Annotated in this window: 16 protein-coding genes; 2 read left to right on the top strand and 14 right to left on the bottom strand. The window is 44.2% G+C overall.

From position 1 onward, the window contains the following. Position 1 precedes the first annotated feature (1 nt). The 3 genes from L1D15_RS20950 to L1D15_RS20940 form a co-directional block, all read right to left on the bottom strand. Positions 2-541: a TRAP transporter small permease subunit gene (locus tag L1D15_RS20950; protein WP_006958854.1), complete on the bottom strand. Its 540-nt coding sequence runs from the start codon at positions 539-541 to the stop codon at positions 2-4. 138 nt (positions 542-679) lie between these two features. Next, positions 680-1,771, bottom strand: coding sequence for a TRAP transporter substrate-binding protein (locus L1D15_RS20945; protein ID WP_239836563.1), 1,092 nt, complete (start codon positions 1,769-1,771; stop codon positions 680-682). 433 nt (positions 1,772-2,204) lie between these two features. Then, positions 2,205-2,576, bottom strand: coding sequence for a MarR family transcriptional regulator (locus tag L1D15_RS20940; protein WP_239871780.1), 372 nt, complete (start codon positions 2,574-2,576; stop codon positions 2,205-2,207). Between the two features lie 221 nt (positions 2,577-2,797). Between L1D15_RS20940 and L1D15_RS20935 the strand changes: the two genes are divergently transcribed. Beyond that, entirely contained in the window at positions 2,798-3,469 is a 672-nt protein-coding gene (locus L1D15_RS20935; protein ID WP_239836565.1) for a DUF2982 domain-containing protein, read from the top strand. 38 nt (positions 3,470-3,507) lie between these two features. Here the strand turns inward: L1D15_RS20935 and L1D15_RS20930 are convergent, their stop codons facing one another. The 10 genes from L1D15_RS20930 to L1D15_RS20885 all read right to left on the bottom strand — a co-directional run bounded on the left by L1D15_RS20930 (position 3,508) and on the right by L1D15_RS20885 (position 13,812). Next, on the bottom strand, positions 3,508-4,164 hold the full coding sequence (locus L1D15_RS20930; RefSeq protein ID WP_239868521.1) for an MBL fold metallo-hydrolase: 657 nt from the start codon (positions 4,162-4,164) through the stop codon (positions 3,508-3,510). 82 nt (positions 4,165-4,246) lie between these two features. Further along, positions 4,247-4,786 carry a DUF882 domain-containing protein gene (locus L1D15_RS20925; RefSeq protein ID WP_239876914.1) on the bottom strand — a complete coding sequence of 180 codons (540 nt, stop codon included), beginning with the start codon at positions 4,784-4,786 and terminating at the stop codon, positions 4,247-4,249. A gap of 184 nt (positions 4,787-4,970) precedes the next feature. After that, a complete protein-coding gene (locus L1D15_RS20920; protein WP_239876913.1) occupies positions 4,971-6,524 on the bottom strand; it encodes a L,D-transpeptidase family protein in 1,554 nt (517 codons plus the stop codon). Positions 6,525-6,633: 109 nt separating this feature from the next. Next, positions 6,634-7,716 (bottom strand): DUF1513 domain-containing protein, encoded by a 1,083-nt coding sequence (locus L1D15_RS20915; RefSeq protein ID WP_239876912.1) that lies wholly within the window; start codon positions 7,714-7,716, stop codon positions 6,634-6,636. Beyond that, a complete protein-coding gene (locus L1D15_RS20910; RefSeq protein ID WP_239876911.1) occupies positions 7,706-8,737 on the bottom strand; it encodes an imelysin family protein in 1,032 nt (343 codons plus the stop codon). The genes L1D15_RS20915 and L1D15_RS20910 overlap by 11 nt, the downstream gene beginning before the upstream one ends. A 9-nt stretch (positions 8,738-8,746) precedes the next feature. After that, positions 8,747-10,135, bottom strand: a complete 1,389-nt coding sequence (locus tag L1D15_RS20905) for a di-heme oxidoredictase family protein (RefSeq protein ID WP_239876910.1) — start codon at positions 10,133-10,135, stop codon at positions 8,747-8,749. A 115-nt stretch (positions 10,136-10,250) separates the two neighbouring features. Beyond that, complete coding sequence (locus L1D15_RS20900) at positions 10,251-11,513, bottom strand: imelysin family protein (RefSeq protein ID WP_239876909.1); 1,263 nt, start codon at positions 11,511-11,513, stop codon at positions 10,251-10,253. Between the two features lie 167 nt (positions 11,514-11,680). Then, entirely contained in the window at positions 11,681-12,319 is a 639-nt protein-coding gene (gene ribA / locus L1D15_RS20895) for a GTP cyclohydrolase II (protein ID WP_239876908.1), read from the bottom strand. 160 nt (positions 12,320-12,479) lie between these two features. Next, on the bottom strand, positions 12,480-12,656 hold the full coding sequence (locus L1D15_RS20890; protein ID WP_239836574.1) for a hypothetical protein: 177 nt from the start codon (positions 12,654-12,656) through the stop codon (positions 12,480-12,482). Positions 12,657-12,840: 184 nt separating this feature from the next. Beyond that, on the bottom strand, positions 12,841-13,812 hold the full coding sequence (locus L1D15_RS20885) for a GGDEF domain-containing protein (RefSeq protein WP_239876907.1): 972 nt from the start codon (positions 13,810-13,812) through the stop codon (positions 12,841-12,843). A gap of 121 nt (positions 13,813-13,933) precedes the next feature. On the opposite strand from L1D15_RS20885, the gene L1D15_RS20880 reads away from it, so the two are divergent. Beyond that, entirely contained in the window at positions 13,934-14,353 is a 420-nt protein-coding gene (locus L1D15_RS20880; protein ID WP_239868492.1) for a BLUF domain-containing protein, read from the top strand. A 35-nt stretch (positions 14,354-14,388) separates the two neighbouring features. On the opposite strand, the gene L1D15_RS20875 is transcribed toward L1D15_RS20880, so the two are convergent. After that, positions 14,389-14,862 (bottom strand): DUF2947 domain-containing protein, encoded by a 474-nt coding sequence (locus L1D15_RS20875; RefSeq protein WP_239836577.1) that lies wholly within the window; start codon positions 14,860-14,862, stop codon positions 14,389-14,391. Positions 14,863-14,887: the final 25 nt, after the last annotated feature.

Genomic DNA, 14,887 nt, shown 5'->3' with positions numbered 1-14,887 from the left:
CTTACTTTTGCTCTGTTGAGTTGGCGTAAATTAAATGCGGGTTAAAAATCTTATTGAGAGAATGAAGCAGTAATCCAACACCACTTATTGCCATAAACATAAACGACAATGGAATCATGGCTTTAATTACCCAGCGATAGGGTAAGCCACCGGGATCACCAGACGTTTCACCTAGGGCAAAACTCTCTTTAGCGAAATCAACGCCGTACCAAGCCACCAGCAGGCAAAACGGAAAAAGAAAAACGATGGTACCGATTAAATCAATGATCGCCTGAGCTCGATGAGACAAGCGCTCGTAAAAAAGGTCTACCCTGACATGGCCACCCGCTTTAATGGCATAAGGAACACCCAATAGGAATACGGCAGAGAACAAGTGCCACTCCATTTCCTGAAATGCAATGGAAACATCATTAAACACGTAGCGCATCACCACATCGTAAACGACATTTGCGAGCAATAAGATAAACAGGATACTCGACAGCCATCCTAGGAAATCACCGAAGCGATTAAAGATGCGCTCTATATAGATTAGATTTCTCATTCCCTACTCCATGGAACTTTGAAATAACTCCGCTTGGCCGAAACCTGCGGAACTTTGTTATAGACTCTTCAAATTATAAGAGAGTTTTCTTGGGCTTCTCGTTGCCAGCTCAATCAAACTGGCAACGAATTTTTATGATTATTGTTGTGCCTGACTGTTCAGGTATGCGCGGTGCGAGATGTCAGACCAAGGACGAACTTGCTCGATGTAAGCAGCCTGAGACGCTTGGATCTCTTTTGCCATTTCATCTTTGTCAGCATGTTCTTTAAGCAGACGCTCGTTAGCTTCGCGAAGTGCTGTCATGACTTCCGCTGGGAAGTTTTTCACCTGCACATTTGGATATTCGGACTTGATTGACGCCCAGTTCTTACCACTTTCGTGTTTAGACTGAGTGTACATATCGTAAGCCGCAGTTTTCATGGCAACCTGAAGAATCGCTTTCAGATCGTCAGGCAGACGGTTCCAAGTGCGCTTATTGATCAGGAATTGCAGCTCTGTACCTGGCTCATGCCAACCTGTGTAGTAGTAAGGTGCAATCTTGTGGAAACCCATACGTAGGTCAAGTGATGGCCCTACCCACTCAAGTGCATCGATAGTGCGGCGCTCAAGCGAGGTATATAGCTCACCCGGTGCGATGTTGGTTGGTTTTGCACCCAGCTCCGCCAAAATCTCACCGGCAAATCCAGGGATACGCATTTTCAGACCTTTTAGGTCATCAACCGAGTTGATTTCTTTCTGGAACCACCCCCCCATCTGAGTATCAGTGTTACCTCCAGGGAAAGACATCAGGTTATGAGGTGAATAGACTTTCTCCATTAACTCCATACCACCACCGTAATAGAACCAAGCGTACTGCTCTGTCGGCAGCATACCAAAAGGCATCGAGGTGAAATAAAGCGTATTAGGCACTTTACCTTTCCAGTAGTAAGACGCAGAGTGCCCCATGTCATACTGGCCCGATTTCACCATGTCAAACACGCCCAGTGGTGCTTTGTGCTTATTTGCAGAGTCGATTCGAATCTGAAGGCGGCCATTAGACATTTCTTCCGCCATCTTCGCCATGTTTTTGGTTGCGTCACCAAAGATTGGGAAGTTTGGCCCCCAAGTTTCCGCCAGCTTCAAGCGGTACACTTTTTCAGCAGCATTCACTGATGTCGCAGCAACAGCTAGTACTGCTGCCATAGCCGTACCTTTCAGTACTCGTTTCAAAGATTGTCTGATTAGACTCATGTTCACGTCCTTTGTTAGATTCAGCAACTTTCCAGCTACTTTTTACTCAAGCAAAGAGTGGTTCATCTAATCAGTTTTAGAAATAAGCGTGAACACGGAGAAAAATTAACAATGTCGTTTGCTATTTGACTTGTTAATTACGTATTTATACGTAGGCCAAAGTGCAATAAAGATTTTTAATCATTAACAATCAATCTATTACATAGAGGCAAAATATGAGTTTATTTCAATAATACGTAGACAACGATACGTGATACGGATAGGTGGGGATTTTTTATAAATGTGACAAATGTTAAATATTGATAGATATAGCGATAACTGACCAGATATTATTCTCAAAATAACAGCGCCCCGACATTAAAGTCGGGGCACTTCTATTCGTTCTCAACAACAGAGTGCTCTGCTGTTCAAAAGAGCGCTATAACAGTATGAATTAAAGGGCTTTATAGATAACTTTGTTACCTGCTAGCTGCTCTTTTGCCACTAGGTTTTCTTCTAGCAGTTTTTTCAACGCGCCCGTCGCCCATGAAGCAGCTTTGGCTTCTTCTTGGCCCGCGGCAAGACCAATGCCTTTCGGGTTAATGCCTTCTGCATTGGCAACAACAATATCTAACACTTGTTGTTGTTTAGGAGTCAGTGCAACGCTAACTTCTTTAGTCGCAACAACTTTCTCCGCTGCTGATGCTACAGCTACTTTTTTCTCAACTACAGGCTTAGCTTTCTTAGTTGCTTCTACGTTTGCAACTGTCGCCTTAACGCGTTTTTGCAATTTCATCTGCACTTTACGCTTATGAGCAAGTCTCATCGAGTTTCTCTCCATTTCACTGCATACGGAGCAGTGGTGAAAATTTGAAGCGCGATTTATACCAAAATTTTGTGGCTATTTACAGAGTATAAGGGGCTTTATCGAGCAAAAATGCGTGATATGCTGTCATCAGACTACAATTTAATCAGTGCTGATTATGATCCTTTTCATAACTACTGAATATATAAACAGAGGTTTGGGTCATTGCTAGGGAGTCGTAAATGCAGACGTTGCATCTTACCAATCAACCTATCCGGCTTTCTTCACCGTTAGCCAAAATCATTGCGACTATCGCATCTATTATAATGATTTCTCTTGTTATGTTTTCACCAGACTTTCAACAAGCCCTTTTAACGCTGGTGGTAATTTTATCGCTGGTTGGTTTTGGCTACCTGATGATTCTTAAAGGCACAGTTTCCTACACGTTGACGGCTACACATTTTCAGCAGCACTTGTTCAAAGGAGGTTGGGTAGTGAAATGGAATAACGTCAGCAAAATTGGCATCTGCCACTATGATCAAGAAGGCTGGCAACAACCTTTGCCTTGGATTGGCATTAAACTCAAACACTACTCCCCTTATCTCGATAGCATCTGCCCTCGAATCGCCACAGAAATCCTTCTCAGCCAAAGAGCGCTGCTGTATCTCGGTGCCAAGCAAAGTCAACAGGGCATTCAGTTTGAAGACATCGTTTTGGACTCCCAACCTTACAAGAACTCAACAGGAGAAGAGTATTCAGGTTTACAAGCGATGCTCGCTAATCGCATGCGATACCAGAGAAACTACTTTGATTACGATATATTCATTTCTGCTCATGACTTGGATCGATCGGCTGAAGAGTTTGTCGGGCTTGCAAGGCGATATCTTGCGGCTGCAGAGCCTGAAGAAGGTTAAGAATAACAAAAGGTCGCGCGAGGCGACCTTTTCAGTGATTAATAAAGTGGCATCTCATCAGCCACAAATGGGTTGGAAGCGCGTTCTCTGCCAAATGTCGACTCTGGACCATGGCCAGGTACAAACCGAACGTCATTACCTAGAGGCCAAAGTTTGGTTTTAATCGAGTGAATCAGAGTATCGAAATCGCCTTTAGGAAAGTCCGTACGTCCAACTGAACCGTTAAATAACACATCACCAACAAAGGCCAATTTAGCTTCTTTACTGAATAACACCACATGACCCGGTGTGTGACCCGGTGTGTGATAGACATTGAGAACTTGATTACCAAACTCTACGGTATCGCCATCATTCAACCACTTTTGCGGTTCGAATGCTTCGGTCAATGGAAAACCAAACATCTGGCTCTGCCCTGCTAAGCCCTGAAGCCAGAAATTGTCATCTTTGTGTGGACCGACAATCTCTACACCACCAAGTTCAGCGGACAAAGGTTCAGTACCACCAACATGATCCAAATGACCATGTGTCAGAACCAAGTTTGTCACCTTAACCCCTAACTCTTTGATCAACGCAGCCAATTGCTTTACATCCCCACCGGGATCAACCACTACGCCTTGCATAGTTTCATCACACCATACGATGGAGCAGTTTTGCGAAAAAGAGGTAACGGGAACGACTTGGTACTTCAGAGACATATTGAAACCTTACGAATATCTAAACTGGCGAAACTATGACATTTGGTAAGGTCTTTGACAACCTTGTCTTACGCAAACGTACTTACCAACGACGTACAGGCCCAGTATCAATGTGCACAAAGTTGCTTCTCGGATAATAACCGACTCCACCCGCTTGAAGCTCAATCGCAGCATCACGAACCCTTTTCAAATTGACGCCATCGAGTCGAAAATCAATCGCCTGTCCCAACATGTGGTAGCTCTTCTTAGCCACACCGTTTGACTTAGAGCGCAGCGCAGCGTTGGTAGCGGGAGAGCGGTAGCCAGAAATGATCTGCACTTCTGCATCGACTCCAAGTTGAGATTGAATCAGCGAGATTTGATCAAAAAGATACTTATCCATCTTATGGACTTCATTGCGGCGAAAGTCTCGACAGATATTATCTATTCGACTCAACTCATTCGCCACATAGACTCGGCCATCGAAGTAGCAAGATTCCAGCTCTTCCCCAGTATGGAGGTTACTAAATGCCAGAGCGCGAGGTTGGTCTGGGTGAGCGGTGAAAGCAAGAGAAGGAGCGCAGCTGGCTACAATTAAACCACTACCAGCTAACTTAATAAAATCTCTACGAGAAAAATCCACGGTGAACAGCCTTCATAAAATCGTTGATGGAAACGTGTCGAACGGCGACACTACCTAACTCTAAAATGAAGTGCAAATGCATAAACTGTGCTCACGAAGAGATCTTGAGCATCGAAATTTACTTAGTACTTGACCTTATTAATAAAAAAGTTTGTTGGGAGAAAATGTGATTTTTTGGTCAGGTTCACCCTTTGCCGTAACTGAAACGATCCCAGCGGTATATATCGTCCCTGTAATGCACTTTGCCGCCCTCTGACCAGGCTGTTTGGTAGATGATATGCACCGGCACCCACTGTTTGAGTGGAATCGATTTGTTTGCCGCCAACTCTTCTTCGTCCAGCGTCGACATATCCAGCCCTTGGGTCTCAAGTAGCCGAGTGGCAAACTGATCCGCGTGCTCAACCCGAATGCAACCTGAGCTAAATGCCCGGCTTGCTTCGTCAAACAAATTCTTACTTGGTGTATCGTGCAGGTAGATAGCACGTCGATTAGGGGTATTGAACTTGTATAGGCCGAGCGCATTGTTGTTTCCTGAAAGCTGCGTCATTCGATAAGGAAATGCACTGGGACGCATATTCTGCCAATCAATATCCTCTGGGTTAATCAACTCTTTTGATCCCCACTTAGGCACAATCTTAATATTTTGCTTAACCAAATACTCAGGGTCTTCTTTTACCTTAGGAATAATATCTTCAACCATAATTTTCCAAGGCACGTTCCAAGTAGGATTAAGGATCAGTGAGTCCAGCTTAGTCGTCATCATCGGTGTTGGTCTGCCTTTACGCCCTACAACGACTTTGGACTGAAACACAGCTTGACCTGAGTACCAATATTTCATTTCAAAGCCCGGAACGTTCACCACAATGATGGTGTCACGCTCAATCGGCCACAATCGACTGCGCTCAGCATTGAGTGCCAAAATGGATAAGCGTTCACTCGGGCTAGTATTAAGCCAGCGAATCGTATCGGGGCCGATAATGCCATCACCGATTAAACCATGAAGGCGCTGGAACTGCTTTACTGCGGCTTCTAAGGTAGCATCGTACCAGCCGACATCACGTCGAACTCCCGACAAATCAACATCGACCATCTCCATTCTGACTAACAACACTTCGCGGTTTTCAAGCTTATCACCGATTTCTCTTAATCCTCGCTGGTGGTATTCAGGGAGGTTCAATTCTTCAAACTTTACAACGTGCAGGTAACTATCTATCAGCTGCTGGTAGTCATCACTATCAGGCGTATACACTTCGATCAGCTCGCTTAACTGCTGATGTTCGACCGCCACTGCGACAGCGATCAAATTGGTCTGGCTCAATCTCGGTAAGGGCTTATACAGCTTAGACTCGAAAAACCAGTCATAGCCAAGCAGCTTGGCTTGCTCAGCATAACTGATATAAAGAAGTAAGGTGTCCGTGGCAAGCAAGTCATACTCATGCCAACGATTGCTTTTCCGATAATATTCAAGATATCTTAGCTGGCGTGCAAAAAGGGGGCTAAAACCAGCACTGGTAATGATTTCAAGCTGGAACTCAAGGCGAGAGCTCTGTTGCAGGTCAAACCAAATCAGTTGATTGTGATTGCTCTGATAAATCTGCTCAACATCTCTCGAATACTGTAAAACTCTTAGGACATGACTGTCAGGCTCCAACCACCCAATACGCTCAAAATAGCTACTGGCCCACGTTGGTATAGGAATAATTATCAGCAGTAATAGAAGGGGGTTAAGTCTAGCCATCTTACTCTCCAATCTAATCGCCCGAGATCAAAGTATGGCAGAGAAATAAGAGGCTAGGATGAAATGTTGATGAGAATATTAATTTTCCCAAGCTTTACAATGAAGTAGGCTAAGAAATCATCGACCAGTGGTTATCCCATTGAATTCCTGACTGAATTTTTTTCTTCTCTTCAGGTGAATATTGCGTGATCACGCCGCCAGCCCCCGAGCTAACTCGAAAAAAACCATTCTGAACGACGACACCCGAAGCGTCTGGCAATGAGGCTAATTCAACCATTTTTCTGGTTTGCTTAGACCAGATTCCATAGCAGTTTCCGCGAGGTGATGTGGCTAAGATCCACTCATCGGTTGCCGCAATACTCGCGATGTAATGATTAAATCTTGCCCACTGTTCAGGTTCCCCTTCCAGCGGGATCATTTGACCACCTTGAGTATGCATTGCCAAAAGAGACGGGGACTCATAAGGCTCACCACGGTACTGCTGACCGCACAGGACAGTTTTGTCACCATCATGTGCGAGATGACGAATACTCAAATGGTTATCTGGCAAAGCCACCTGCTCTGTCAGTTCACCATTGGAGTTAAGGTAGCTCAAGCTGGGCTTCATGGTTGCAATGTTAAGCGGCTGTCGGCCATTGGTATGAACACCGCCAACACCAATTGCTAGAGTACCATCTGGCATGGCAATCACTTCATGAGGCCCAAGGCCAAAATTGGTAAACTCTGCTACCTTGTCATAACCAGACAGCACATCGTAAACACCAATAATGCCTCGGCTGGTACCACGCTCACCTTCTGTTGCATACAGCCACTTACCGTCGTTTGAATACACGCCATGACCATAATAGTGACGATTGGAATGGGCGGCTGAGGATTTGATCACTTCGCCAGTCACATAGTCAAAAACTACGAAAAATGTACCTGGACGACGAGCAAACGCCACCGCATGATTAAGTTTCGCGTTTGTTGCGACTCCATGCCCTCTTGCAGGAAGAGGAACTTGTCTTATCGGGTGACCAAACTCATCTGCGACCACCGCAGAGTACTTGTCTCGACCATATAAGGAGCAACCGATCAGTGACGGCTGACCCAATGTCTCGGACGTGCTCGCGCAACCGAAAGGCAGCAAAGGCGCAGCAGCGCCAAACAGCGCTGCCTTGAGAAGGTTTCTTCTTGTGTTATCAGTCACCATCAGTTGCGTTAAACCCTATTACGACACCAAGTTCAATCGCCACTTCTTCGTGGATAAGATACTTCAACTGCTCCAGCTTATTGTATTGAGCGTAGGCTTTGCGATAACCCTCTTTTGTCTGCAGCATGTCAAACAAGCTTTCATCGGTCGGCCACGTTTCCAGTGCAGTATCAAACTGCTGAGCAATGCTGTCAGCAAGTTGTACTTTTCCACGCTCACGGAGCAGTTTATCCAGCCCATTTCCGCCCGCTAAGTACAACGCCTGCATCGCTTCAATGTTAGCTTTGAGATTCTGCATGGAAGTTTCTGATCGCCAAGACTCAGCGAAATACGGTCTTGGTTTACCGAAGTTCGCTAAAGGACGACTCATCTTTTTCATGCTGTATTCAAGCTGATTAGAAAGAAGAGAAATGTACTCGGACATCCATGCTTTTTCATCCAGCTCAACCCAAGGGTTAGTCTCCCATGCCATAGCAATGGTCTCAGCATTCGCGGCAATGTTCTCTGCGATTGCAATACCGGTTTGGCAGATAGCTTGTGATGAACTCAAAGAAGAGGCTTGGTCATACAACAGCCATTCTACCGAGCCTAAACCTTGAACCGTCACGCTCTGCTGTGAAATTTGCGCTTGCGTCCAAGTCTTGCTTTGGCCCGTAAGTGCAGTCATCTTGCGACCCGTCGTATTTTTCTTGTCTGGCCAAAACTGAATATTCCAGCTCTGCTCAAGCGCCTTTTCAGGCCCCCTTTCCTGCCCTTGTAGTGCCATCCAAGCAACCATGGTTTGATGCCATTGTGACTTCAGTGACTCCAATTCCGTCTCGTCCGCACAATAAGCTGACATTTGAGCGGCCAGCTTGTCAGCTTGATTTGAAAAAGTGTGCGCAGCGGCAAACTCAACTTGGTAAACACCCTGACTAAGATGAGAGGTTTTCTGGGCGACTGGCATTGTGCTGCTGGTTGACTGACAGCCAGCCAGTAGCATCATCGAGGCAGCCAGTGCTGATAAAGAAAAGATCTTCATCGTGATTCCTTACAATGAATTCAAGAAAGCGATCAATGCATCGCGCTCTTTTTGATTGAACTTGAGAACGGTTTGTTTCGCGGGCTCAGCTTCACCACCATGCCACAACACCGCTTCCATCAGGTTACGTGCTCGGCCATCATGAAGGAAATAAGTATGGCCGTTGACTTCTTCGGTGTAACCGATGCCCCATAATGGCGCAGTTCGCCATTCACGTCCATTCGCCAAATACTCAGGCCTGTTATCTGCAAGTCCTTCACCCATATCATGAAGCAGTAAATCGGTGTAAGGATGAATTTTCTGATTCGACAAAGCCGGTAGGCCTTCTCGCTTCATGGTTCTCGCTTCGCTCTTATGGCAGCTATCACACCCTGCTTTGGCAAATAACTTCTGCCCAAGCTTAACTTGCGGATCATTCATATTACGACGAATCGGTACGGCTAAGTGCTGAGAATAGAATTCAACGAAATCGAGAATGTTGTCGCTTACTTCGGGAGCTCCACCGTTTGGTAATTCAGCACAAATAGATTGCTTTGACGTGCAGTTTTCATTCGGGAACAGGTTGCTGGTCAGGCCAACATCACCGTTAAATGCCGCAGCATTTTGTTGCATCAGCGTGGGTTGCCCAGATTTCCAGCCAAAGCGACCAATGGAGAAATCATTCTTCTGTACATCCCAAACTTTGTTCACCTTACCTGAGATACCATCGCCATTAGCATCATTTTCATCTGCCCAAGTTTGCAGCGTTTCATCAGAAATACTTTCTAATAGCCCCAAGCCAATCATTGGCGGAGCAACGCGTGCAGAAAATTGGGTATCTGGGTGCATCTCGCCATAACCTAAATCTATAATTTTGAGGTTTGGTTTACGTAGCACCACTTTTGTACCATCGGTAAAGGTCACTGGTACATCTGTGTATGTAATGTTGATCTGTCCTTCAGGAGTTTGATCCTGAAGTGAAAAGTCTTGTAGCTGACCACCATACGTTGGTTCAGGGATCACACCATCTTTGATGAAAGCTTTTTTCTGCTCTGGTGTCATCGCAGGAATACTCAAACGCACTAGCATGGAAACGGCATGAATGTCCCCTTCTCCTGGTGGGTGGCCACGACCATCTTTAATATGGCAGTTTTGACAACCATTGGTATTAAAAAGAGGCCCTAAGCCGTCACGGGCATCGGTAGAAGCCGGTGCTTGTACCCATGGGTTACGGAAAAAACTGTTACCAACACTGAAATCCAGTCGCTTGGACATTGGCAGGTTTCCAGCCGGCAAAGAGTATGCATTGGCACCCTCTTTCTTAACCGCGGTACCGCCGCCAGATTTCATTTCATAACCAGAAACAGAAGCACTCACCAGTATTAGAGAGGCTAATATGGACTTTTTATACAACTTCATACCAATAGTTCTCGGGTAAAGACCAACACTTTGTTAAGAAATATTCTCATTAAAAGTGTGGTTATATAAACAGCAAAAGGGCTCACTAAGAGCCCTTAAAATTAATTAATTGTTTTTAGAATTCGTGGTCAGCTGTATCAGGGTTCAGGCTGTTGATACCAACGATTTTTGCCGCACGTTCGATAGATGAAGTCTGAGCAACTAGAGACATGATTGTCTCGTTTACTAGTGCGTTACCTTGCGCGTTACCTGCTGCAATTAGCTGGTCAAAGTACTGACCGTTCTTTTCAGCAGAAGTGACAAGTTGACCTACTTGAGATAGTGTTACGTCGAACTGCTTCTGGATCTCTTCCGCTGCTGCTTTATCTTTCTGCGCTACAAGATCTGCGATGCTAGGACCAGATAGAAGCGTACCGTCTTCACGTTTATACAGACCAGTGTATACGTTGTAGATACCCTGCTCGTTGTAGTAGTGAGAGTTATGCGTGTTGTCAGAGAAACAATCATGCTCATCTTCAGTAGAGTTTGCTTCTAGAGCGACTTTCATACGTTCACCAGCAAGCTCACCTAGAGATAGAGAACCCATGCCGAATAGCATTTTGCGAAGGCCGTTGTCCGCAGAGTCGTTGAGAAGTTCTTCACGGTAGTTACCTTTTACATCTGAAGACCACTGTTTCTCCATCCACTGTAAATCTTGAACCAGTAGGTCAGCAGCAGCTTTTAGGTACTCACCACGACGGTCACAGTTGCCGTTAGTACAACCTTTACCAACAACAAAGTCAGTGTAAGCACGCTCACCAGCACCAGCGTTAGTACCGTTTAGGTCTTGACCCCATAGCAGGAATTCAATCGCGTGGTAACCAGATGCAACGTTAGCTTCAGAGCCGCCCACCTCGTTCAGATCAGCAATCGCTTCTGGAGTCAGCTGTGCAACGTCAAGTTTAGTTGCACCAATCGTTAGCTGCTTATTTGCAACGATATTTGCGCTCGCGCCTTCGTTACCTAGCTCATACTGGTAATCAGTAGATACGTAGTCGATAAGGCCTTCATCAAGAGGCCATGCGTTTAGTTGGCCTTCCCAATCATCAACAACCGCGTTACCAAAACGGAATACTTCAGACTGTTGGTACGGTACGCGAGAGTCAAGCCAAGCTTGTTTTACTTCAGCAAGCTTGGCTTCAGATGGAGCAGCAAGGAAAGATTCGATAGATTGGTCTAGTGTCTTAGCAGTTGTTAGTGCATCGGCAAATACTGCGTGAGCAACATCTGCGTAGTGTTCTACCACTTGCTCTTTCGTCACGTTCGCTGCAAAAACAGAACTGCTAGCAAGAACGAGAGAAGTTGCAACAGAGCGCGCTAAAAGTGATTTTACATTCATTGAAAAGCATCCTTGTTGAGCTTAATAATTATTCTGCATAATAAGTGCTAATTATTCTCATTTACACTTATAGGCGCAGATAATACAAACTTACATTTTTTTTGCAAGGGTTATACAAAAAAGCCTCACAAAAGTGAGGCTTTTATCAACATAGGGTATTCAACGGGTTACAGCTTTAGATCGTGCTTACCATGCGAGACTTTGGCTTGAAGGTATCCTTCGTTGCCTTCTTTGACATGCGCTGAAGTATTGACAGTGTCTTCAATTTCGATGCCGTGCTCTTTCAATTCACGGATCTTTTTCGGGTTATTAGTGATTAGACGGATCTTATCAACGCTTAATGCTTTGAGCATCTGCGCGGCTTCGGTGAAATCACGCAAGTCATCACCAAATCCTAGATGATTATTGGCTTCATAAGTGTTCATGCCTTGGCTTTGTAGCTTATATGCGTCAATCTTATTATATAAGCCAATACCACGGCCTTCTTGGCGAAGGTAAAGAATAATGCCACCAGACTCTCCCATCTTATTGATGGTTTCATCCAATTGCTCACCGCAGTCACATCGAGAAGAATGGAACACGTCGCCTGTCAGACACTCTGAATGTAAGCGAACTAAAGGGCTGGACTGGGTCTTATCGGCTTGTTTGAAAATGACGGCTACGTGTTCCTTGTCGGTCTTCAGTCCTTTAAACGAAAGAAGCTCAGCTTCTATGTCACTGTTTTTACCGACTTTAAAATCTACTCTGGCTCTAACTTCCGCCATATCCCTACTCACTTGAATCTTGCTATCTTCTATTTCTATCATTTTAGAAATCTCTTATGTGACTAACTATGGGGATTGATACCCGATAAATCAATGGTCAGATCACTTTTTGTTATAATATAACAATTTAATTTTGAGGCAATAAAAAACCTCAGCGAATTTCATTCGTGAGGTTATTTATAAAACTGGGTGAGTAGGGTCGTTAGTGATTCTGTTTTTTCTTCCAAACAGAAAGTTCAATCCACAAAGCTTCAAGCACTTGAAGTTCTTCTTCGGTCAATAGAGAAAGAGTGGGCTTAGTCTGCGGCAAAGAGTAAGCCTGTAATGAGCTTATTTGAGCATAAAAATCTTTGCGTAATTGAGAGATATTTGTATCCACTACTATTCCCTAAGTCTCTTTCTATAAACCGATATAAATTGGTGACTCAAACCATTTGTCTCAAAAATGATAGCAAATTACATAAATTGCGCAAAGGTATGAGCTAATTTTGAGTAATAAATCACATTTTATTTGCTAGCTATATCTTTATAATTCAGCATATTACTTGATCAAATTTGATCTTTTAAAAGAGCTCTACGTAATCCAAATGATCATCATCATTCGGCCCTGCTCTTCCTAAGATGAGATCTTCATAACACTCAATTCGGTTACGCCCATTCTCCTTCGCACTGTACAATGCAGTATCCGCATGACCTAAAATCGTCGGCAAGTACTCATGCCGAGAGATCGCACATACACCGCAGCTGAATGTCATACTATTAACTCGTGGGAAGCGGAATGCCTCTATATGTCGACGAAAGCGATCAAGTTCATTGATCACTTGCTGTTTTTCCTGAGGAGGCAGCAGTAAGACAAATTCCTCACCACCGAAGCGAAATAACTGAACTTGCTCTGAAAAGAAGTTCTGTAGTTGTTGAGAGAACATCAGTAGCACTTCATCTCCAATCATGTGCCCGTAGGTATCGTTGATGCACTTAAACAGATCAAGATCAATTATCGCAACCCATGCCTGCTCATCCGCTTCATGGCCAGAGGCCAAATTAAAGCTATGAGACAACCTTTCTTCTAATGTTTTCCGATTGAGTAACCCAGTTAATTTATCCCGCTCACTCTCATGTAATACAATTAAGTAATTGCGATAAATCTTTGAAAAGCCATCGATAAGAAGTTCAAATTGAGATGGGTCCGAAGTGGTTTTTATCTCTAACAACGCTGAACTCTGCTCAGAAATAGGGATCGGGCACTGACAAACATACTGAGTGTTATTGAGTTGGTTAATAGTCAGCACACTATGACTATGCTCGTGGCTATAACATTGCTCAGGGGCTTGATCATATGCCCATTGGTAGTCATTACTCTCACCATGTCGATAAACACTCGCAACCACAATAGAAGTACTCGATAAATAATGAACAAGACGAATTGATTCAATGGGCATCATTTCTAATAAGGTGGCAACGAGGCAGTGGCCAAGAGATAAAGAATTTCTTTGCTCAGTGATTTCGACAACAGAGTTCAGAATCTTATCTTCCATCAATCAAACCTAACCAGACTTCATTAATTAAATTCATTATAGACGTTAATAAAAATAAATGAGTTTTATTGCATATAATAAAGATTCAAGGAAGCAAACGCGCAATCACAAGGAGAAGACTATGTTCCTAGTCAGGTTGGTTTACACCAGTACCATCGCTAAGGGAGTGACTGAATCAGACATTCAAAACATTCTTGATGTGGCAAGGAAAAACAATTCCCTCATTGATGTGACAGGCTTACTTTTGTTCAATCGCAATTACTTTTTGCAATGTCTTGAGGGTTCAAGGGCACAAGTTAATAAAATCTACCATCAGATCCTTAATGATCCACGACATGAGAATATTCTATTGCTGGACTACTCCGAAGTCACTGAACGAGAATGCAGTGAATGGAGTATGGGGTATATCCCAGAAGTCAACGCAACCATGCCCATCCACCTTAAGTATTCAACCAACTCAAAGTTTGAACCATACAGTTTGTCTGGCAGCAGTGCTCATAAACTTTTGCTTGATCTACGTAATGTAGTCACGGTTGTTTAGCGAATAAAAACAAAGCAGCCAATTGGCTGCTTTGTCTAGTCTCGATGCCCAAGTTTTACATTACCTTCTGAATCAAACCACAAGGCCTCTTTACGTCTACGGCCAATAAGAATAGGCCCATCATCGTAAAACAAAAAGTTTTTCCAGTGCTTCTTAAATACACTCCACTTGGTTTCAATAACATTGTACTTTTCGTAGCAAAAATAAACCGTAACATCGTCTTGCCAGTCAATGAATTCTGCAACTCCCTCGGGCAATGCTTCTTCATCCGACTCCCAGGCCGCCATCCAGTTCACATTATCTTTCCAACTGGACTCTTTCATTGGCCAATCACCCGAGCTTAAACGCTCTGAGTCTGGGCTTTGAGCACTAATATTATCTTTCCAAAGCTGCGCAGCACGAGCCTGCGTCATGGGTTTTATTTGCTCTAGGTCCTGTACTGGCACAGGCATAGATTGATGAGTGAAAATCCATTTTCTTTGGTATTCATCCAAAGTGAGATACGACATTCATTTTCCTCGTAATGGCATTCAT

It is taken from the genome of Vibrio sp. Isolate25, assembly GCF_022398025.1.
Lineage (GTDB): Bacteria > Pseudomonadota > Gammaproteobacteria > Enterobacterales > Vibrionaceae > Vibrio > Vibrio coralliilyticus_A.
This window is presented reverse-complemented; position numbering and strand designations above follow the sequence as displayed.

Coding starts and splice junctions, on each gene's coding strand:
- L1D15_RS20950 (WP_006958854.1), bottom strand. CDS start 541: ATGAGAAATCTAATCTATATAGAGCGCATCTTTAATCGCTTCGGTGAT.
- L1D15_RS20945 (WP_239836563.1), bottom strand. CDS start 1,771: ATGAGTCTAATCAGACAATCTTTGAAACGAGTACTGAAAGGTACGGCT.
- L1D15_RS20940 (WP_239871780.1), bottom strand. CDS start 2,576: ATGAGACTTGCTCATAAGCGTAAAGTGCAGATGAAATTGCAAAAACGC.
- L1D15_RS20935 (WP_239836565.1), top strand. CDS start 2,798: ATGCAGACGTTGCATCTTACCAATCAACCTATCCGGCTTTCTTCACCG.
- L1D15_RS20930 (WP_239868521.1), bottom strand. CDS start 4,164: ATGTCTCTGAAGTACCAAGTCGTTCCCGTTACCTCTTTTTCGCAAAAC.
- L1D15_RS20920 (WP_239876913.1), bottom strand. CDS start 6,524: ATGGCTAGACTTAACCCCCTTCTATTACTGCTGATAATTATTCCTATA.
- L1D15_RS20915 (WP_239876912.1), bottom strand. CDS start 7,716: ATGGTGACTGATAACACAAGAAGAAACCTTCTCAAGGCAGCGCTGTTT.
- L1D15_RS20910 (WP_239876911.1), bottom strand. CDS start 8,737: ATGAAGATCTTTTCTTTATCAGCACTGGCTGCCTCGATGATGCTACTG.
- L1D15_RS20905 (WP_239876910.1), bottom strand. CDS start 10,135: ATGAAGTTGTATAAAAAGTCCATATTAGCCTCTCTAATACTGGTGAGT.
- L1D15_RS20900 (WP_239876909.1), bottom strand. CDS start 11,513: ATGAATGTAAAATCACTTTTAGCGCGCTCTGTTGCAACTTCTCTCGTT.
- ribA (WP_239876908.1), bottom strand. CDS start 12,319: ATGATAGAAATAGAAGATAGCAAGATTCAAGTGAGTAGGGATATGGCG.
- L1D15_RS20885 (WP_239876907.1), bottom strand. CDS start 13,812: ATGGAAGATAAGATTCTGAACTCTGTTGTCGAAATCACTGAGCAAAGA.
- L1D15_RS20880 (WP_239868492.1), top strand. CDS start 13,934: ATGTTCCTAGTCAGGTTGGTTTACACCAGTACCATCGCTAAGGGAGTG.
- L1D15_RS20875 (WP_239836577.1), bottom strand. CDS start 14,862: ATGTCGTATCTCACTTTGGATGAATACCAAAGAAAATGGATTTTCACT.